This window comes from Pseudomonas sp. IT-347P, from assembly GCF_949768005.1.
Lineage (GTDB): Bacteria > Pseudomonadota > Gammaproteobacteria > Pseudomonadales > Pseudomonadaceae > Aquipseudomonas.
Genome location: NZ_CATKPQ010000033.1, coordinates 308,869 through 327,923 on the forward strand (window position 1 = coordinate 308,869; position 19,055 = coordinate 327,923).

22 protein-coding genes are annotated in these 19,055 nt (G+C 60.4%); 11 read left to right on the forward strand and 11 right to left on the reverse strand.

Annotation, left to right across the window (positions count from 1 at the left end; all coding sequences use genetic code 11):
• Window positions 1-90: 90 nt before the first annotated feature.
• Entirely contained in the window at window positions 91-1,488 is a 1,398-nt protein-coding gene (locus ACM6IV_RS14175; protein WP_414870462.1) for a NorM family multidrug efflux MATE transporter, read from the reverse strand.
• 158 nt (window positions 1,489-1,646) lie between these two features.
• Here ACM6IV_RS14175 and ACM6IV_RS14180 point away from each other — a divergent pair, with 158 nt between their 5' ends.
• From ACM6IV_RS14180 to ACM6IV_RS14190, 3 genes are all read left to right on the forward strand, one after another.
• Window positions 1,647-2,567 (forward strand): LysR substrate-binding domain-containing protein, encoded by a 921-nt coding sequence (locus ACM6IV_RS14180; protein ID WP_414870463.1) that lies wholly within the window; start codon window positions 1,647-1,649, stop codon window positions 2,565-2,567.
• Window positions 2,568-2,755: 188 nt separating this feature from the next.
• A complete protein-coding gene (locus tag ACM6IV_RS14185; RefSeq protein ID WP_414870464.1) occupies window positions 2,756-4,732 on the forward strand; it encodes a methyl-accepting chemotaxis protein in 1,977 nt (658 codons plus the stop codon).
• Window positions 4,733-4,951: 219 nt separating this feature from the next.
• Window positions 4,952-6,166 carry an aldose 1-epimerase family protein gene (locus tag ACM6IV_RS14190; RefSeq protein ID WP_414870465.1) on the forward strand — a complete coding sequence of 405 codons (1,215 nt, stop codon included), beginning with the start codon at window positions 4,952-4,954 and terminating at the stop codon, window positions 6,164-6,166.
• On the opposite strand, the gene ACM6IV_RS14195 is transcribed toward ACM6IV_RS14190, so the two are convergent.
• Both ACM6IV_RS14195 and ACM6IV_RS14200 read right to left on the reverse strand, forming a co-directional pair.
• The gene (locus tag ACM6IV_RS14195) at window positions 6,163-7,656 is read right to left on the reverse strand and encodes a YifB family Mg chelatase-like AAA ATPase (RefSeq protein WP_414870466.1); all 1,494 of its coding nucleotides are present in this window, start codon (window positions 7,654-7,656) and stop codon (window positions 6,163-6,165) included. The genes ACM6IV_RS14190 and ACM6IV_RS14195 overlap by 4 nt on opposite strands.
• A 147-nt stretch (window positions 7,657-7,803) precedes the next feature.
• A complete protein-coding gene (locus ACM6IV_RS14200) occupies window positions 7,804-8,001 on the reverse strand; it encodes a hypothetical protein (protein ID WP_160059876.1) in 198 nt (65 codons plus the stop codon).
• 204 nt (window positions 8,002-8,205) lie between these two features.
• Between ACM6IV_RS14200 and ACM6IV_RS14205 the strand changes: the two genes are divergently transcribed.
• On the forward strand, window positions 8,206-8,472 hold the full coding sequence (locus ACM6IV_RS14205; protein WP_414870467.1) for a HigA family addiction module antitoxin: 267 nt from the start codon (window positions 8,206-8,208) through the stop codon (window positions 8,470-8,472).
• Here the strand turns inward: ACM6IV_RS14205 and ACM6IV_RS14210 are convergent.
• On the reverse strand, window positions 8,467-8,994 hold the full coding sequence (locus tag ACM6IV_RS14210; RefSeq protein WP_414870468.1) for a Bro-N domain-containing protein: 528 nt from the start codon (window positions 8,992-8,994) through the stop codon (window positions 8,467-8,469). The genes ACM6IV_RS14205 and ACM6IV_RS14210 overlap by 6 nt on opposite strands.
• Window positions 8,995-9,355: 361 nt before the next feature.
• Complete coding sequence (locus ACM6IV_RS14215) at window positions 9,356-9,616, reverse strand: accessory factor UbiK family protein (RefSeq protein WP_016772581.1); 261 nt, start codon at window positions 9,614-9,616, stop codon at window positions 9,356-9,358.
• Window positions 9,617-10,030: 414 nt separating this feature from the next.
• Here ACM6IV_RS14215 and glnK point away from each other — a divergent pair, with 414 nt between their 5' ends.
• The 4 genes from glnK to sutA all read left to right on the forward strand — a co-directional run bounded on the left by glnK (window position 10,031) and on the right by sutA (window position 12,813).
• Window positions 10,031-10,369 carry a P-II family nitrogen regulator gene (gene glnK, locus ACM6IV_RS14220; RefSeq protein ID WP_002555808.1) on the forward strand — a complete coding sequence of 113 codons (339 nt, stop codon included), beginning with the start codon at window positions 10,031-10,033 and terminating at the stop codon, window positions 10,367-10,369.
• Window positions 10,370-10,405: 36 nt separating this feature from the next.
• Window positions 10,406-11,743 (forward strand): ammonium transporter, encoded by a 1,338-nt coding sequence (locus ACM6IV_RS14225; RefSeq protein ID WP_311995910.1) that lies wholly within the window; start codon window positions 10,406-10,408, stop codon window positions 11,741-11,743.
• Between the two features lie 215 nt (window positions 11,744-11,958).
• Window positions 11,959-12,384 (forward strand): secondary thiamine-phosphate synthase enzyme YjbQ, encoded by a 426-nt coding sequence (locus ACM6IV_RS14230; protein WP_095049349.1) that lies wholly within the window; start codon window positions 11,959-11,961, stop codon window positions 12,382-12,384.
• 102 nt (window positions 12,385-12,486) lie between these two features.
• On the forward strand, window positions 12,487-12,813 hold the full coding sequence (gene sutA, locus ACM6IV_RS14235) for a transcriptional regulator SutA (RefSeq protein ID WP_007964546.1): 327 nt from the start codon (window positions 12,487-12,489) through the stop codon (window positions 12,811-12,813).
• A 187-nt stretch (window positions 12,814-13,000) separates the two neighbouring features.
• On the opposite strand, the gene ACM6IV_RS14240 is transcribed toward sutA, so the two are convergent.
• Genes ACM6IV_RS14240 through lptM form a run of 6 tightly spaced genes read right to left on the reverse strand, consistent with a single transcriptional unit; the run spans window position 13,001 to window position 17,613 of the window.
• Entirely contained in the window at window positions 13,001-13,711 is a 711-nt protein-coding gene (locus ACM6IV_RS14240) for an HAD family hydrolase (RefSeq protein WP_414870469.1), read from the reverse strand.
• The gene (gene xerC, locus ACM6IV_RS14245; RefSeq protein WP_414870470.1) at window positions 13,708-14,607 is read right to left on the reverse strand and encodes a tyrosine recombinase XerC; all 900 of its coding nucleotides are present in this window, start codon (window positions 14,605-14,607) and stop codon (window positions 13,708-13,710) included. Before xerC ends, ACM6IV_RS14240 begins: the two co-directional genes overlap by 4 nt.
• Window positions 14,608-14,609: 2 nt before the next feature.
• Window positions 14,610-15,335 carry a DUF484 family protein gene (locus ACM6IV_RS14250; protein WP_414870471.1) on the reverse strand — a complete coding sequence of 242 codons (726 nt, stop codon included), beginning with the start codon at window positions 15,333-15,335 and terminating at the stop codon, window positions 14,610-14,612.
• 13 nt (window positions 15,336-15,348) lie between these two features.
• Entirely contained in the window at window positions 15,349-16,179 is an 831-nt protein-coding gene (gene dapF, locus ACM6IV_RS14255; RefSeq protein WP_414870472.1) for a diaminopimelate epimerase, read from the reverse strand.
• 3 nt (window positions 16,180-16,182) lie between these two features.
• On the reverse strand, window positions 16,183-17,430 hold the full coding sequence (gene lysA / locus ACM6IV_RS14260) for a diaminopimelate decarboxylase (RefSeq protein WP_414870473.1): 1,248 nt from the start codon (window positions 17,428-17,430) through the stop codon (window positions 16,183-16,185).
• A gap of 9 nt (window positions 17,431-17,439) precedes the next feature.
• Window positions 17,440-17,613 (reverse strand): LPS translocon maturation chaperone LptM, encoded by a 174-nt coding sequence (lptM, locus tag ACM6IV_RS14265; protein ID WP_007911098.1) that lies wholly within the window; start codon window positions 17,611-17,613, stop codon window positions 17,440-17,442.
• A 326-nt stretch (window positions 17,614-17,939) separates the two neighbouring features.
• Between lptM and cyaY the strand changes: the two genes are divergently transcribed.
• The 3 genes from cyaY to rnk all read left to right on the forward strand — a co-directional run bounded on the left by cyaY (window position 17,940) and on the right by rnk (window position 19,049).
• Complete coding sequence (cyaY, locus tag ACM6IV_RS14270) at window positions 17,940-18,272, forward strand: iron donor protein CyaY (protein ID WP_414870474.1); 333 nt, start codon at window positions 17,940-17,942, stop codon at window positions 18,270-18,272.
• A gap of 4 nt (window positions 18,273-18,276) precedes the next feature.
• Window positions 18,277-18,501 carry a DUF1289 domain-containing protein gene (locus ACM6IV_RS14275; RefSeq protein WP_414870475.1) on the forward strand — a complete coding sequence of 75 codons (225 nt, stop codon included), beginning with the start codon at window positions 18,277-18,279 and terminating at the stop codon, window positions 18,499-18,501.
• A gap of 128 nt (window positions 18,502-18,629) precedes the next feature.
• Complete coding sequence (rnk, locus tag ACM6IV_RS14280) at window positions 18,630-19,049, forward strand: nucleoside diphosphate kinase regulator (RefSeq protein WP_038359156.1); 420 nt, start codon at window positions 18,630-18,632, stop codon at window positions 19,047-19,049.
• Window positions 19,050-19,055 lie beyond the last annotated feature (6 nt).

Sequence of the window (19,055 nt, forward strand, 5' to 3'; positions counted from 1 at the left end):
GAGCGGGCTTGCTCGCGAAGGCGTCGTGTCAGTCAATGCATATGTCGACTGACCCACCGCTTTCGCGAGCAAGCCCGCTCCCACGGGATCTCACTCCGGTTGTGCGACGGCGTATTGCCGTGATGAAGCAGGCTCCAGCCGAATCATCCGCTTCATCTTCCACTCGAATGCCAGCGTCAGACTCACCGCCGCGCACGCCAGGCCCAGCGCCAATCCCCACCAGACGCCCGTCGGCCCCCAGTTCAAGTGGAACGCCATCCACCACGCCGCCGGTGCGCCGATCAGCCAATAGCAGGCGAGCCCGACCAGGAACGTGGTTTTCGCATCCTTGAGCCCACGAATGCAGCCCATGGCAATCGTCTGCGTGCCGTCGAACAGCTCGAACCACGCCGCCACTGCCAACAGGCTCACCGCGAGCCGAATCACCTCGGCAAACGCCGGATCGTTGTGATCAAGGAACAACCCGACCAACTGGTTCGGCAACAACCAGAACACCATGGCGAAACCCAGCATCACCACCGCGCCAAAGACGATCCCGACCCGCCCGGACATCCGCGCATCGCTCAACTGCCCGGCGCCGTAATGCTGACCGACGCGCATGGTGATCGCATACGACATCCCCGCTGGCACCATGAACGCCACAGAGACAATCTGCAGGGCGATCTGGTGCGCGCCCAACTGCGTGCTGCCCATGGTGCCCATGCACAGCGCCGCGAAAGCGAACAAGCCGACTTCTACCGCGTAGGTGCCGCCGATTGGCAGGCCGAGGCGCCACAACTCTTTCAAATACTGCCGGTTCGGCCGCGACAAGCCTGCGCGCAATGGATAAGCGTCATAAGCCGGATGCCGACGGATGTGCCAGGCCAGCGCCAACGCCATGCAGGTGGCGACAATCGCCGTGACCAGGCCAATCCCCGTCAGGCCCATTTTCGGCAGACCGAACATACCGGTGATCAACGCATAATTGAGCAGGAAATTCGCCACGGTGCCGGCCAGGCTGATGACCATCACCGGCGTCGCCCGGCCAATCGCACTGGTGAAGCCGCGCAGGGCCATGAAGCTCAGGTAGCCGGGCAGGGCGAAGGGCAGCGCGATCAGGAATTGCCCGGCGGCGTTGACGTTGGTTTCGGTCTGGCCGAACAGCAGCAATACCGGTTTCAGGTTCCACAGCAACAACCCGGCACCCAATGCCATCAACCACGCCAGCCACAAACCGGCCTGAGTCAGTCGGGCCGCGCCAATAATGTCGCCGGCGCCCTTGCGAATCGCCACCAAAGTGCCGACCGCCGCGATCACGCCGATGCAGAAAATCGACACGAACGAATAGCTCGCCGCGCCGAGACCGCCGCCGGCCAGTGCTTGGGGGCTGATGCGCGCCATCATCAGGGTGTCGGTCAGCACCATCAACATGTGCGCCAACTGTGAAGCGATCAGCGGCCCCGACAGCCGCAGAATGGCCCAGAGTTCGGTACGCACAGGATGCTGCATGGTCATCACCACTCAATTTCAGAGGGAACAGGAGAGCGTCGATTCTCGGCGCTTGGCAGGCGTTGCACAAAGGGATAAAAAGGATGGGTGGCATGATTAAAACTCATCATGAGCGAATTCCGTCGGGATGGCCGCGTCTCGCTATAGGAGCTTTCTGTATGTCCCGTCGTCTTCCTCCCTTGTATGCCTTGCGCGCATTTGAAGTCGCGGCGCGGCACAGCTCGTTCACCCGGGCTGCCGAAGAGTTATCGATTACGCAGAGCGCGGTGAGTCGGCATATCCGGACCCTGGAGGATCACTTCGCCTGTCGGCTGTTTCATCGCAGCGGGCGCAATCTGCAACTGACTGAAGCTGCGCGGTTGCTGCTGCCCGGCATCCGCGAAGGCTTCAGTGCGCTGGAGCGGGCCTGTAATACCTTGCGTGCCGAGGACGACATTTTGCGCATGAAGGCCCCATCGACCCTGACCATGCGCTGGCTGTTGGCGCGGCTCAGCCGCTTCCGTCACTTGCAACCGGGCAACGAAGTACAACTGACCAGCGCCTGGATGGACGTCGATTCAGTGGACTTCAACGATGAACCGTTCGACTGCGCGGTACTGTTGAGCGACGGGCATTTCCCGCCAGACTGGGAAGCCAGCCTGCTGTTTCCTGAAGAACTGATTCCGGTGGGTGCGCCGAACCTGCTGAATGATCAGCCGTGGGATCTGGCTCGACTGGCCTGCACCGAGTTACTCCACCCGACGCCCGATCGTCGCGATTGGCGCAGTTGGCTGGAACACATGGGGCTGTCCGAGCAGGTGTCACTCAAGGGCGGCCAAGTGTTCGATACGTTGGAGTTAGGCATGATCGCAGCGGCTCGCGGTTACGGTGTATCGATGGGTGACCTGTTGATGGTCGCTGAAGATGTCGCCCAGGGACGCCTAAGCCTGCCGTGGCCAACCGCAGTCGCCAGTGGACTGAATTACTACCTGGTGTGGCCAAAGACCCGTCCGGGAGGTGAACGTTTGCGCCGTCTCAGCGACTTTCTGCAGGGCGAAGTCCGCGCCATGGAGCTGCCGGCAGTGGCGCGCTTGAGCTGAAACGTTCGAGCCGCCACAATGCCGGCCTTACGCCATACCCTCGTTGCGCGCTCAAGTATTCGGTTTTACCGCCGACTATGAGCAAGTGGAACCGTCGTGCCGGTTTCCACGATTCACCCCCATTATTAAAAATTTCCGAGCATTGACTGCGATCAAGGAGGATCCGGCAGCTCGGCCAGGAGCTGTCCATGTCTCAACCTCGCGCTCGGATCGCCTCGCAGCTGGGCCTCGCGCTCGCTGTAATACTGGCGATTGTCATCAGTGGCAGTACGGTGTTCGCCCTGCGTTCGCTGGATAACGCCAACCTCGCCACCCGTGAAGAGCATCTGGCCAGTGAGGCGCGGCTGCTGGCCGACCAATTGAGCACCTTCCACGGCACGCTGCGTGAAAGCACGCTGCGCCTGAGCGGATTGTTTGAAAAGCGCTTCGCCAGCGGCTTGAGCGTGCATCCGGACGAGCCGGTGACGGTGGCTGGCGTCCAGACTCCGGGGTTGCGCCTGGGCAATGAGGTGCTGAACAACAACTTCAAGGAAGTCGACGAGTTCAAGCAAATGACGGCCGGTGTTGCCACGGTGTTCGTGCGCAGCGGCGAGGACTTCATCCGCGTCAGTACCAACGTCAGCAAACAGGACGGTACGCGCGCCATCGGCACGGTGCTCGATCATGCCAACCCGGCGTATGCGCGTTTGATGGCGGGGCAGAGTTATGTCGGGCGCTCGTTGCTGTTCGAGCGCTACTACATGTCGCAATACACCCCCGTGCGCGACGGCAGCGGCAAGATCATTGCCGTTTTGTATGTAGGCTTCGATTACACCGACGCGCAGAACGCGCAGTTTGCCAACCTCAAGCGTTTCCGCATCGGTCAGACCGGTTCGCTGGCGCTGCTCGACGAGCAGAACAAATGGCTGGTGCCGATTGCGGGTGTCGAGACGCTGGACAAGGCTGCCCCGATCATCAACGGCCTGGCGAAAACTCCGGGCAAGGGCGAATTCTGGAGTGACAAGGGCGAAGACTTCTACAGCGTTGCCGTGCCGTTCGAGGGCGGGCCATGGTCGGTGGTGGCGAGCATGCCGAAACCCGAGATTCGCGCGGTGACCTGGAGCGTCGGCACGCAACTGGCGATCGGCAGTCTGTTGGCGATGCTGCTGGCTGTTGGCTCTGTGGTCTGGCTGCTGCGCAGCAAACTGGCGCCACTGGGGGATCTGGTGCGTCAAGCCGAAGCCTTGGGCGCCGGCGATCTGAGCGTGCGCCTGAACGTATCGAGCAACGACGAAATCGGTCAGCTGTCCCGTGCGTTCAACCAGATGAGCCAGGCGCTGTCGACCATGGTCGAGCACATCCGCCGCTCTTCGGAAGAGGTCAACAGCCGTGCCCAGGCGCTGTCCGGTCTGTCCGGCGGTGCCTACGAAGGCATGGAGCAGCAGTCCGGCGAGATCACCAGCATGGCCGGCGCGGTGGAAGAGTTCAGCGCGACCTCGCTGAACATCGCCGACAACATGGGCGCGACCCAGCGTCTGGCACAGGAAAATGCCCAGCAGACGCAGATTGGTCGCAGCTCGATGGAAGAAGCTTCGTCCTCGCTTGAGCAAATTGCCGGCGCGCTGAACACCACCGCCACCGTGATCAACACCCTGGGTCAGCGCTCTCAGGAGATCGGCGGCATTGTCAGCGTCATCACTTCGATTGCCGAGCAGACCAATTTGCTGGCACTGAACGCAGCCATTGAAGCTGCCCGTGCCGGTGAACAGGGGCGTGGTTTTGCCGTGGTAGCGGATGAAGTGCGCAGCCTGGCCTCGCGCACCCGCCAGGCCACCGATGAAATTTCCAGCATGATCCACAGCATCCAGCAGGAGACCGGCAACGCGATCAGTACCATGGAGCAGGGCAATGTGTTGATGCAGGAAGGTTTGTCGCGCAACGCCAACGTGGCGTCGGCGCTGGCGCGCATTGATGAGCAGAGCCGTTCGGCGGGGCAGCAGTTTGCGGCGATTACCACGGCGACTCAGGAGCAGAGCAGCACCGCGACGTTGTTGAGCAGCAATTTGCAGAGCATTGCGTTGGCCAATAGTGAACAGCGTGAGGTTGTGTCGAACCTGGCTGTTACCGCGAAAGAGCTGGAGAAACTGGCAGCGGATTTGCGTTCGGAGGTTGATCGCTTCCGTTGATGCGCGCCTGAAATAGCTTTCGCGAGCAAGCTCGCTCCCACAGTTTCCGGAGTAGTTCACAAATCGTGTGAACACCCGAAAAACCTGTGGGAGCGAGCTTGCTCGCGAAGGCAACGCCGCCGATCCATAGCAAATCACCCTATATGCCTCTCATCTCTACTTGCTGAAACGTTTCCGCAGCGCTATAAAAATGGCACAACTCCAATAAAGGCTGCTGCCATGACCCCGCTCAAACTCGCCGTCGCCCTCGGCGCATTCTCTGCTGCTTCCCACGCCATGGCTTGGGACTACGTCCTTCTCGATACCAACAAACCCGCGCAAAACTGGACCCTCACCAGTGCGCAGCTCGGCGTGAATACCGACAAACCCTTCTCCGTAAGCCTGCGTACCTTGCACGGTGGGCGGCAGGAAGGTGTCAGCATCGTCGATATCGATAACGGCACAATGAAACTTTCGGTGGTGCCGACCCGAGGCATGAACGTCTTGCAGGCTTCTGTTGGCAACGTGCGCATGGGTTGGGATTCGCCGGTCAAGGAGGTGGTCAACCCGGCCTTCATCGAACTTAACGGTCGCGGTGGCCTGGGCTGGCTGGAAGGCTTCAATGAGCTGGTGACCCGCTGCGGGTACGAATGGGTCGGCCATCCCGGCATGGACAATGGTGAGCTGCTGACCTTGCATGGTCGCGCCGCCAACATCCCGGCCAGTACCGTCACGCTGCACATCGACGAAAAACCGCCCTACGCCATCAGCCTGCGCGGCGAGCTGAAGGAGCAAGCCTTCAAGAAGGTCGACTTCTCGGTTGTCACTGAACTGGTCACCGAGCCCGGCAGCGCACGCTTCGCACTCAGCGATACGCTGACCAACAACGGCGATTATCCGAAGGAATACCAGGCGCTGTATCACAGCAACTTCAGCACGCCGTTCCTCGAGCAGGGCGCACGATTTGCCGCGCCGGTGAAACAGGTGTCGCCTTTCAATGACAAGGCCAAAGGTGATCTGGCCGACTGGCAGACCTATCGCGCCCCGACCAAGGACTACGACGAAACCGTCTACAACGTCGTGCCCTACGCCGACGCCAAAGGCGAAACCCTGACTGTTCTGCACAACAAGGCGGGCAGCCTCGGTGTCTCCGTGGGCTTCAATACCCAGCAGTTGCCGGTGTTCTCCCTGTGGAAAAACACCGATACCCAAGGGCAGGGTTATGTCACCGGGCTGGAGCCGGGCACCAGTTTTTCCTACAACCGCCACTATCAGCGTCCGCTGAATCTGGTACCGACCATTGCACCCAAGGAACACAAACAGTTCCAGATCAGCTACAGCCTGCTCGCAGACAAGGGTGCTGTGGATAACGCCTTGAAGCGCGTGACCGAGATTCAGGCCGGGCGCGAAACCGAAGTGCGGCAGACGCCGCTGGTTGATCTGACCGAACATTAAGGTGTCGCCGGCCGGTATTGCAGTGCCTCAGCCAAGTGTTCGCGTCTGATGGCATCGGCTTGCTCAAGATCGGCCAGTGTCCGGGCGACTTTGAGCAGTCGATGCGCCGAGCGCAGCGATAAAGTCAGCCGTTCACAGGCTGACTCCAGCCATGTCTCATCGGCTGTGGATAACTTGCAGTGCCGCTTCAACCCTGGCAGATCAAGAAACGCATTGGCACAGCCCTGACGCTTCTGCTGCCGTTCGCGAGCTTCGGCCACCAACGCCGCAGCGCTGGCGCTGTCTTCCCCTGGCTTAACCTGCGGACTCAACGCGGTCGCTTCCCGCGCCACCGTCAGGTGCAGATCAATCCGGTCCAGCAACGGCCCCGAAAGCTTATTGCGATAGCGCTGCACCATGTCCGGTGTGCACGAACACTTGCCGCTCGGTTCGCCAAGATATCCACAGGGGCAGGGGTTCATTGCGGCGACCAACTGGAACCGTGCGGGGAAACGTACGCGATCCTTGGCCCGTGCGATGACTATATGTCCCGACTCCAAAGGCTCGCGTAAAACTTCCAACACCTTGCGATCAAATTCCGGCAGTTCATCGAGAAACAGCACGCCATGATGGGCGAGGGTGATTTCGCCGGGTTGCGGTTTCGAGCTGCCGCCGACCAGTGCCGGCCCGGATGCGGAGTGGTGCGGTTGACGGAAGGGGCGCTGCGGCCAATGGGTCAGCGGTGCGCCACTGGCGACGGACTGAATCGCCGCGACCTCCAGCGCTTCGCTTTCGGCCAGCGGCGGAAGCAGCCCCGGTAATCGGCTGGCCAGCAATGTCTTACCCGTCCCCGGTGGCCCGCTGAACAGCAGGTTGTGCGCACCCGCAGCAGCAATCAGCAACGCCCGTTTCGCCGCCACTTGCCCCTGCACTTCATTCAAGTCGGGATAAGGCTTGCTGGCATGCATCAGTCCGTCGGAGACATAGGGCTCAACCGGCGTATGCCCATTGAAATGCGCCACCGCCTCCAGCAAATGATCCACCGCAAACACCTTCAGCCCCGAAGCCAGACACGCCTCCTCGGCATTCGCCCGCGGCACCACCAGTGCCCGCCCGGCCTTGCGCGCCGCCAGTGCTGCCGGCAATACCCCGCGCACCGCCCTTACTGCGCCGGACAACGCCAACTCACCCAGACATTCCACCTCATCCAGCGTCAGACAGGGCACCTGCACACTCGCCGACAGAATCCCCAAGGCAATCGCCAGATCAAACCGCCCGCCGTCCTTGGGCAGATCCGCCGGCGCCAGATTCAGGGTGATTCGCCGCGCTGGAAACTGCAGCCCGGAATTGATGATCGCGCTGCGCACCCGATCCTTGCTCTCCTTCACCGCCGCCTCGGGCAGCCCGACCATGGTCAGCGACGGCAGACCGTTGGCCAGATGGACTTCGACGGTGACAGCGGGGGCTTCCACGCCAATCTGGGCGCGACTGTGGACGATGGAGAGGGACATGGTCGTTCCTTGAGCTGAATCGGGGAGCCGCTTCCTGCGGGTTTTTGAAGGGTAGTTGGGAGAGCGAATCCAGGCGACACGGATGCGAGGGCAAACCTTCACTGGATGTTGCCAAGGTGCCCTTCCACGTTCAGTAGAGGCGCCACATTAGTTTTCTTCTTCGAGATTTCTTACTTGGCTTCCTCCCCCGGCCAGCCAACCATTCGGTTCGAGTTCTTTACCGTACTTGGCCGCTACCTCAATAAAATGACGCTGATTGGCTGAAATACCTCCGGCTAACCGAAGTGCTTCAGCGTGATATCCAACAATCTCTTCGAGCTTTGCCCGTCTCTTTTTGTCTTTCATTGAGGCCTCGTTTTTTGGGTGACAGATGCTTTGTTGGCCACCGTAGTACAAGGAGGAAAAGTCGCGTAATCAGGCGCAGACGCTGATGTTTGTAGGGCCATGCCCTAATAGGTGTAGGACGCCGGCGAAAGGGGTATGAAGGTCTTGTATCCGGGAGTCGGATGTTCCAGTTTGGCCACTCAATGCAGCCTCTGGAGGCGAAAAATGCACCGCAATGGTATGCGCCCGATTCATCCGGGCGAGGTTCTGAATAAGGAATTCATGGAGCCGCTGGGCATGACTGTCATAGGTCTGGCCTGCCCACGAACTGGCCCGCGTGAGATCGAAAAGCTTGTGAAATGCCAGCTCAGGATCTGCGCCGATCTGGCAATCAGCCTTGCCACTCATCTCGACACTACGCCTGAGTTCTGGATGAATCTCCAATCGACTTACGATTTGCGCAGGGCCCAGCTCCGGCATGCGGGTTTATAGCGATTGCAGCATCCGCGAAGCTCTTTTCCACCATGGCCCCGTCATTGGGCGTTTGGTCTGTTCCCGTTCCACCACCATCAACGGCACATCCTGCAACCGTATCCACGGCTGATTATTCCAGTGCAACAAACTCAACGTCATGTCCGGCCAGTTGAGCAAGCTGAGGTGTGGGCGTTCGCTTGTGCTGGGATGTTGGGCGTCGCGCAGGGTAGGGATGACCTGGTGGGTGAGCCATTCGCGTAGCGCTCGGTATTCGGGGCAGTAGTGGTAGACGAGGAGGGCGTAGATGCCGGATTCGCTGATCAGCAGGGTGTTTTCGATTTGATTGTGGATCAGGGTTTTGCGGGTCTGGTATTGGTCGGGGTCGAGTTTTCGCAGCATGCGTTCGTTGAGGTAGATGTGCAGCAGGCGGCTCAGGTCTCGGGCGCAGAACCAGGGTTGGTTCTGGATGAGGAGGGCGTGGAGGGGGAGTTTGTGGCGGGTGAAGATGTGCGGGGTCAGATAAGACTCTTCTTGATTCATTGAGCAGTTCCTCTTGCTTAAGGGGCTGCCCTCAATAGTCGCCAAACGATTGGGTGGCAGTTGTACGCGGGTTGGCGAACCGGAGCAAAAGGAACCCGGCAGACCCGAAGGTCTCCCACGCACAACCGCCATGAAGCGATGTGGCGGTAAATGTAGCCGCCATCATGGTTGTCGTGCGCCTTAAGCTGTTCGGGTCGCCAAACCCGGTGCTGAACATTCAGCATCAGGTGAGCTTAGAAACCGGGGCTTTTCGGCGCAATCGGACGGCGGTGGTGCAGTGTGTAGGACGTTGCCGGGATGGTTGAAGGGCTGGAGATCAAAAGATCGCAGCCTTCGGCAGCTCCTACAGGGGATTGCGGGGTTACTCGGCTGGGGGATTCAGCTTCGCTTCCATCTCGGCAACCTTGGCTTCGAGGCTTTCGAGGCGAGCGCGAGTACGTGCCAACACAACCATCTGACTATCAAACTCTTCACGGCTCACCAGGTCGAGTTTGCTGAAGGCACTCTGCAGCAGCATCTTGAACTGGCTTTCGATTTCGGCTTTCGGCAGCGGGGTGTCGCCGCTGAAAAGGCGGGAGGCGGTGCCGCTCAGGGCGTCGAGAAAGTCTTTGGGCGCGAGCATGATGGATGTCCTGTAAACAATGGCCGGCAGTGTATCACGCAGTGTCTATAGTCAATCTCGTGGTCAGGGATGCACGCTTTTCGCGCAGGCGGACGGACGGCAACGCACCGTTGTTGTGCGTATCTGGATGAGCGTTCACACGAGGGTGCCTGCAGCAGTGGCCAAGCGATTGAATTCAGTAAGTTTTGGCGAGATGGCAAGGTTTCTGCTTAGTCACCTTCGACCCATGCACTGATGCAGTCGCTGTGACGAATGCAGTGCGGCAGACGGAGCGGGGAGTTTCGTCGGCAGCGGTTAGCTGGCGTCAGTCGGGCAGGTACGGCCGACGATGCGTTACAAAGCCAGGCACTGCGCTTAGACTTGAGTCGGGTTTGTTTTCCTGGGGCAAGTCCACCAATTCGGGAGAGAGTTTTCATGAAGCTAGTCACTGCCATCATCAAGCCGTTCAAGTTGGACGACGTGCGCGAGTCGCTGTCCGAAATCGGCGTGCAGGGCATTACCGTTACTGAAGTCAAAGGCTTCGGCCGGCAGAAGGGTCACACCGAGCTGTATCGCGGCGCGGAATATGTGGTCGATTTTCTGCCCAAGGTGAAAATCGACGTGGCCATCGACGACAAGGATCTGGATCGGGTGATCGAGGCGATCACCAAGGCGGCCAACACCGGCAAGATCGGTGACGGCAAGATCTTCGTGGTCAATCTGGAACAGGCGATCCGCATCCGTACCGGCGAAACCGATACCGACGCGATTTAAGCCGCCACAAACCCCAACGCCCCAGGAGAAAACAATATGACTCTGCGTAAATTCGCAGGGCTAGGAGCCCTGTTGTCTATCGTAATGCCAAGCCTTGCAATGGCGGCAGACGAAGTGGCGGCCCCGGTCCTCAATTCCGGCGACACTGCCTGGATGCTCACCTCGACAGCCCTCGTGCTGTTCATGACCATCCCGGGCCTGGCGCTGTTCTACGGCGGTATGGTTCGCTCGAAAAACATTCTTTCCGTGATGATGCAGTGCTTCGCCATTACCGGTCTGATCAGCATCCTGTGGGTCATTTATGGCTACAGCATTGCGTTCGACACCACCGGCATGGAGCAGGGCGTCGTCAACTTCAACTCGTTCTTCGGCGGCATGGGCAAGGCGTTCCTCGCTGGTGTCACGCCTTCGAGCCTGACCGGCCCTGCGGCGCTGTTCCCTGAGGCGGTGTTCATCACCTTCCAGATGACCTTCGCGATCATCACCCCGGCGCTGATCGTCGGTGCGTTCGCCGAGCGGATGAAGTTCTCCGCGATGCTGATCTTCATGGGCATCTGGTTCACCCTGGTTTACGCGCCGATCGCGCACATGGTCTGGTCCGGCAACGGCGGCCTGATGTGGGACTGGGGCGTACTCGACTTCGCCGGCGGCACCGTGGTGCACATCAACGCCGGTGTCGCCGGTCTGATTGCCTGCCTGGTGCTGGGCAAGCGCAAAGGCTTCCCGACCACCCCGATGGCCCCGCACAACCTCGGTTACACCCTGATGGGCGCGGCGATGCTTTGGGTCGGCTGGTTCGGCTTCAACGCCGGCTCCGCTGCTGCGGCCAACGGGACCGCCGGCATGGCGATGCTGGTCACTCAGATCGCCACCGCTGCTGCCGCGCTGGGCTGGATGTTTGCCGAGTGGATTACCCACGGCAAACCTAGTGCACTGGGCATCGCTTCGGGTGTGGTTGCTGGCCTCGTTGCAATTACTCCGGCTGCTGGCACCGTGGGGCCGATGGGGGCACTGGTGATCGGTCTGGCGGCGGGCGTGGTGTGCTTCTTCTGCGCCACCACCCTGAAACGCAAACTCGGTTATGACGATTCCCTGGATGCGTTCGGCGTACACGGTATCGGCGGTATCCTCGGCGCGATTCTGACCGGTGTGTTCGCAGCTCCCGCTCTGGGTGGCTTCGGCACCGTTACCGATATCGGTGCCCAAGTGTGGATTCAGGTCAAAGGCGTGGGCTTCACGGTGATCTACACCGCGATCGTTACCTTCATCATCCTCAAGGTCCTGGACGCTGTGATGGGGCTGCGCGTGACCGAGGAAGAAGAATCGGTCGGCCTCGATCTGGCACAACACAACGAACGCGGCTACAACCTGTAAGTACGCGCAGCAAAAAACTTGCCCGGTTCGCCGGGCATTTTTTTGTCTGGAATTTGTCGCAAAGAGAGCAGCTGAAAGGATTTTTCGTACGGCTTTGGTCGTGTTTACGACGGGCGTTTTTCTGCGGCCAATGGCTTACGCAATTGCAGGAATATTAGGGCCTTTGTTTTTTCCCAGAGCGCGCTAGAATGCGCCCCGAACGTGCGGAGAACTGTATGTGGCAACAGACTCTGATTACCCTGCGGGCACGGCCCCGGGGCTTTCATCTGGTAACGGACGAGTTACTCGCCGGACTGCCTGAACTCAGGCAGTGTCGGGTCGGTCTGTTGCATTTGTGGCTGCAGCATACCTCGGCGTCGTTGACCATCAACGAGAACGCCGATCCGGCGGTACGTCGCGACTTCGAACGATTCTTCAATCGTCTGATCCCACAAGGAACAGACGGCTATGAGCATAACGACGAAGGCCTGGACGACCTCCCGGCGCACTTCAAGGCCAGCGTGCTTGGCTGCCAGATCAGTCTGCCGGTTTCGGCAGGTCGCCTGGCATTGGGAACCTGGCAAGGCGTTTATCTGGGCGAGCACCGTGATCATGGCGGTGCCCGTAAAGTCCTCGCCACCTTGCACGGTGAAGGGGCGTAAACCGTTGGTCACCAATGGTTACCGATTTTTTTCCGGCGACTTTCGACAGTCGCCAAAGCTGGTCTATAACTAATCTGCTTTTCGCAAGTCATGAGGTAGAACATGAGCGACGATGATCTGGAAAACGACGACCTCGAAGTAGGCGACGAAGACGAGGCCGAGGAAGGCCTGGAAGCAGCAGCGGAAGACGTTGCTGACGACGATGGCGGTGACGATACCCCGGCCCCGGCTGCCAAAGGCAAAGCCAAGGCTGCGGTATCGGTAGACGAATTGCCGAGCATCGAAGCCAAGAACAAGGAGCGCGACGCCCTGGCCAAAGCCATGGAAGAGTTCCTTGCGCGCGGTGGCAAGGTGCAGGAAGTGGAGGCCAACGTGGTCGCCGATCCGCCCAAGAAGCCGGACAACAAGTACGGCAGCCGCCCTATCTGAGGCGTGCTGCTGGCCTGCTGAAAAAGCCCGCCGTCGCTGCGGGCTTTTTCATGCCTGGAATATAGCCATGAATGCACACAACCCCTGTGGGAGCGGGCTTGCTCGCGAAGGCGGTGTGTCATTCAAATCATATGTCGACTGACAGGGCCTCTTCGCGAGCAAGCCCGCCCCCACAGGGGGTAGTGGATCAGTTCGAGGGGGTATTCCAGCGTGCGAGCACCGCTGGCAAATCAGTCAGGCTGCGAATTTCGGCATCCGGCAGGCGATCCGCTTCCCAGACTTTGCCCGCCGGGTTAAACCAGATCGCCCGCAACCCGGCCTGCTGTGCCCCGGCAATGTCATCGCCCGGATGATCACCAACGTGCACCGCCGCTTCCGCGCTCACGCCGCCACCGCGTTGCAGAGCCTCATGAAAAAGCCGCGTATCCGGTTTGGCGATACCGATATCTTCCGCGCACAGCGCAAACTTGAAATAGTCCGCCAGGCCCAAACGGTGCACGTCGGCATTGCCATTGGTGACTACGCCAAGGGCGTAATGATTGGCGAGGATCTCCAGCACCGGCTCGACTTCAGGAAACACTTCGATCTGATGCCGCGCATGCAGAAATACTTCAAAACCCTTGTCCGCCAGGTCGGTTGCTTCGCCATGGGCATAGCCGGCGTCCTCCATCGCATGAAACAACACCCGCCGACGCAGCGCGCTGATCCTGTGCTTGAGCCCCGGCTCATTAGCCAATACACGCTCACGAATCGCCCACAAATGCTCCACCGGCACTGCGCCCAGATTTGGCGCATGTTCGCTCAGCCATTCGCGCAATATCGCTTCGGCACTGGCGATCACCGGAGCGGTGTCCCACAAGGTGTCGTCGAGGTCGAAGGTGATCAACTGGATGCTCATGAATCATCGCCTTTCATGCGTTTGGCCCGTGGATGGGCGCTGTCGTAGACCGCCGCCAGGTGCTGGAAGTCCAGGTGGGTATAGATTTGCGTGGTCTTAATGTCGGAGTGACCAAGCAATTCCTGCACCGCGCGCAGGTCCTGCGAGGATTCCAGCAAGTGGCTGGCGAAGGAGTGGCGCAGCATGTGCGGATGCAGGTTCTGCCCCAGCTCGCGTTCGCCGGCGAGTTTGACCCGCACCTGAATCGCCCGTGGACCGAGGCGTCGGCCTTGCTGGCTGACGAATACGGCGTCGTCCGCCGGGTTGGTCATGGCCCGCAATGGCAGCCATTGCTCCAATGCTTCGCGGGCCTTTTTGCCCACCGGCAGCAGTCGGGTCTTGCTGCCCTTGCCGAGCACTTGAACCATGCCGTCAGCAAGGTCGAGCTGATCAAGATTGAGCCCGGTCAGCTCGGACAGGCGCAGGCCCGACGAATAAAACAACTCGAGAATCGCCTGATCGCGCCGAGCGAGAAAATCATCCTCGACCGCACCCTCCAGCAGTTGCAGGGCGCGATCAGTGTCGAGGGTTTTCGGCAGGCGCCGTTCGCCTTTCGGCGGTGCGAGACCGGTTGCCGGATCGTGGTCGCAAAGGCCTTCGCGATTCAGATAGTGATAGAGGCCGCGCACTGCCGAAAGCAGGCGAGCGAGGCTACGCGAAGACTGGCCCTGCGCATGCAAACGGGCGATCAGGCTGCGCAGGCGCTGAATATCCAGCGCCGCCCAACTGCTGATGTTTTGCTTCACGCACCAGCCAAGGACTTTATCGAGGTCGCGGCGGTAGGCTGACAGCGTGTGCGGCGACACCTGTCGCTCACTGCGCAGGTGTTCGCAGTAAGCGTCCAGTTGCCGTTCCATGTTCAGCGTACCGAGCGCAGGGAGCTGTTGACCCGTGGCAGCACGCGGCCCATGACTTCGGCGATGTAGCTGAGGAACAGCGTACCCACCGAACTCTTGTAGTGCTGCGGATCACGACTGGCGATCGCCAGAATGCCGTGGATGCCTTGATGGCTGACCGCGACCACGGCAGTGGAGCCGATCTGTTTGCGCTGCTCTTCGCCAAACAGGAAATCCAGCTCATGCTCGCGCAAGCTGCCGCTGACGCTTTTGCCTTCGGTGAGCAACCCGCCGATGGCGACTTGCGCGTCAGCGTGGGTGACCCAGCGACCGACCGGTGCCGGGTTGTCACCGAGCAGGATCAGGCTGACAAAGGGCACCTGAAAATCCTGGCGCAGACTGTCTTCGACGCTGATCACCACGTCTTCGAGGCTGGCGGCGTCCATCAGGGCAAGTATCAGGCGACGGGTCTTGTCGAACAGGCGATCGTTGTCGCGGGCGACGTCCATCAATTGCGAGAGGCGATGGCGCATCTCGATGTTGCGGTCGCGCAGGATGGTCATCTGCCGCTCGACCAGGGACACCGTGTCACCGCGTCGATGGGGAATGCGCATGGCGGGCAGCAGTTCTTCGTGCTCGACGAAGAAGTCCGGATGCGCCTCCAGGTATGCGGCAACCGCTGCCGCCTCCAGGCTCTCGGACGCGGATTCGTCGGACTGTCGGGCGGGTACCTGAGGCTTGTCGGTCATGGTTTCTGCTCACTCAAAGACGTACTTGTCCTTCGTATACACGCACTGCCGGGCCGGTCATCAGCACCGGTTGGCCAGGGCCAGCCCATTCAATGGACAGGCGCCCGCCGGGCAGGTCGATCAATAGCGGCGAATCCATCCACCCCTGGCTGATCGCAGCGACAGCCGCTGCACACGCGCCTGTGCCGCAGGCCTGGGTCTCCCCGGCGCCACGTTCCCACACGCGCAGCTGCGCGCGGTGGCGGTCGATGACCTGGAGAAAGCCGACATTGACCCGCGCCGGGAAGCGCGGATGGTGTTCGATTTTCGGCCCCAGCTCATGCACCGGTGCACTGTTGATGTCCTGCACACGCAATACGGCGTGCGGGTTGCCCATCGACACGGCGGCCAGTTCGACCGTGGTGCCATCGACTTCCAGCTGATAGCTGGTCGCTTGCGCCGGCGCTTCAAACGGGATGTCCGCCGGCACCAGACGCGGGGCGCCCATGTTCACGCCGATCTGGCCATCGTTACGCACGTCCAGCTCAATGATGCCGCCCTTGGTCTCGACGCGGATCTGCCGTTTGGCGGTCAGGCGCTTGTCGAGCACGAAGCGCGCGAAGCAGCGCGCGCCGTTGCCGCACTGCTCGACTTCCGAGCCATCGGAATTGAAGATCCGGTAGCGGAAATCCACGTCCGGGTTGCTTGGCGCCTCAACGATCAGCAACTGGTCGAAACCGATGCCGGTGTGGCGGTCGCCCCATTGCTTGGCGTGCTTGGGCTGAATATGCGCGTGCTGGCTGACCAGGTCGAGAACCATGAAGTCATTGCCCAAGCCGTGCATTTTGGTAAAACGCAGCAGCATGGGTTACTCCGGCAGCAGGCTTTCGCCGGCAAACAGCTCGGCCACGGTTTCGCGGCGGCGCACTTCAAAAACCTGATCACCGTCTACCAACACTTCGGCGGCACGGCCGCGGGTGTTGTAGTTGGAACTCATCACGAAACCGTAGGCGCCGGCCGAATGCACGGCCAGCAAGTCGCCTTCTTCCAGCGCCAGTTCACGGTCCTTGGCGAGGAAGTCACCGGTTTCGCAGATCGGGCCGACGATGTCGTATTTGCGTGCGGCGGTGTCACGCGGTTTGACCGCCGTGACATCCATCCACGCTTGATACAGCGCCGGGCGGATCAGGTCGTTCATTGCCGCGTCGACAATGGCGAAATCTTTGTGCTCGGTGTGCTTGAGGTATTCGACTTGGGTCAGCAGCACGCCGCCGTTGGCGACGATGAAACGCCCTGGCTCGAACACCAGCGCCAGATCACGCCCGTTCAGACGTTCGCGTACGGCTTTGATGTAGTCGGCAGCCAGCGGCGGCTCTTCATCGCGATAGCGCACGCCCAGACCACCACCGAGATCGATGTGGCGCAGATGAATGCCGCAATCGCCGAGACGGTCGACCAGGTCGAGCAGGCGATCCAGTGCGTCAATAAACGGCGGCAGCGTGGTCAGTTGCGAACCGATGTGGCAGTCAACGCCGACCACTTCCAGGTTCGGCAGATGCGCGGCGCGCACGTACACGTCTTCGGCATCGGCAATGGCGATGCCGAACTTGTTCTCTTTGAGACCGGTGGAAATGTACGGGTGGGTGCCGGCATCGACGTCCGGGTTCACACGCAGCGAAACCGGTGCGCGAACGCCCAGCTCGGCGGCGACCACTTGCAAGCGTTCGAGCTCATCGGTGGATTCGACGTTGAAGCAATGCACGCCGACTTCGAGGGCGCGACGCATGTCGTCACGGGTCTTGCCGACACCGGAGAAGACGATCTTGTCAGCGCTGCCGCCAGCAGCCAGCACGCGCTCCAGTTCGCCACGGGAGACGATGTCGAAACCGGCGCCGAGGCGGGCCAGGACATTCAGTACGCCGAGGTTGGAGTTGGCTTTGACGGCAAAGCAGACCAGGTGCGGCATGCCGGCGAGCGCATCGGCGTAAGCCAGATACTGGGCTTCGATGTGCGCGCGCGAGTAGACATAAGTGGGCGTGCCGAAGCGGTCGGCGATGGCGGACAGCGCCACACCTTCCGCGAACAGCTCCCCGCCACGGTAGTTAAAAGCGTCCATGGCGATCCCTTATTGGTAAACGTCGTGCTTGTGTGCTTTGGACGGCTGCTTCTGCGAAGACTGGGCTTGCTCGGCCGGGTCCTGATCGTCATCCGGCAGGTACAGCGGGCCTTTTTGACCACAGGCCGAAACGAGGCAGGCAACCGCGACGAGCGCAGCAAGGGAAGAGATCAGGCGCTTCATGGCGAAATCCTTGAAAATGCGTTAATTGCGCCGGAGTATACCGGCCACCCGGCGGCTTGCCTATGTGATGGCCCTCCCGTCCGGCGGGGCTTGCCCAAAGCTGCCCGAACCGCCGCAACCTCTTGTAGGAGTGAGCCTGCTCGCGATAGCGGTTTGTCAGATACATATATGTTGACTGACACGCCGCCATCGCGAGCAGGCTCACTCCTAGGGTTTGGTGTCAGGAGTGGGGCAGGGTGCTTGGTCGTTAATCTTTGCAATCGGCCAAAAGCGTCCGTATCTTTCGGCGCTTGAGCCTGATCAGAACATTTTTTGAGGTTGCCGCAATGAGTTTGTCCGAAGCCCGTTTCCACGATCTGGTCGATGAAACCCAGGAAAAACTGGAAGACATCTTTGATGAAAGCGACCTGGATATCGACCTGGAGAGCTCGGCCGGTGTGCTTACCGTCAAGTTCGAGAACGGCTCGCAGCTGATCTTCAGCCGTCAGGAGCCGCTGCGTCAGCTGTGGCTGGCGGCAGTGTCCGGTGGTTTCCACTTCGACTACGACGAAGAAAGCGAGCGCTGGATGTGCGACAAGAGCGAAGAGCAACTGGGCGAAATGCTCGAGCGCATCGTCAGGCAACAGGCCGGCGCTGAATTCGACTTCGAAGGTCTGTGATTCCGTGACTGACACCGCTCCAGTTCGTCCACCGAAGCCGCTTTACAGCAACATCAGCCCGGCCGTGCCTTCGCCGTGCAGCGGCGTGTGCCGGCTTGATGAGCAAAAGGTCTGTCTCGGCTGCTTCCGTCATGTCGAGGATATTCGCGAATGGCGCTCCGCCGATGATGAGCGGCGGCGGGTAATTTGCGCCCAGGCATCACAGCGCAAGCAGGGCAGCGGGGCGTGACTTGTATATTTTTTGAGCTGTGATAGTGTCCGAACACGCCTCAACCCATCGAGGCCTGGTGAAAACCCCGTCTTTTTTGGCGGGGTTTTGCTTTTTTTGTGTGCAGAAGAAAGGAGTCTGCCCGGATCATGACCGCACCTTCCATCACCCTTACCCGTCTGGACGTGCAACGTCTGGAGCGCCTGATCGACAACCTGAACGAGAAAGACCAGGCTGCGCCGGGCGTGATTGCGCTGCAAACCGAGCTGGATCGCGCTGATACCGTGGTCGGCCACGATGAAGTGCCCGCCGATGTCGTGACCATGAATTCCCGCGTGCATTGCCGTGAAGAAGGCAGTGGCAAGGATTACCACCTGACGCTGGTCTACCCCAAGGATGCCAATGCCGACGAAGGCAAGATTTCCATTCTGGCGCCAGTCGGCAGTGCACTGCTGGGCCTGAAAGTCGGTCAGCACATCGACTGGCCGGCCCCGGGTGGCAAGACCCTCAAACTGACTTTGCTGGAAGTCGAATCGCAGCCGGCCAACGGTGGCGATTTCCGCGAGTAACCCGCC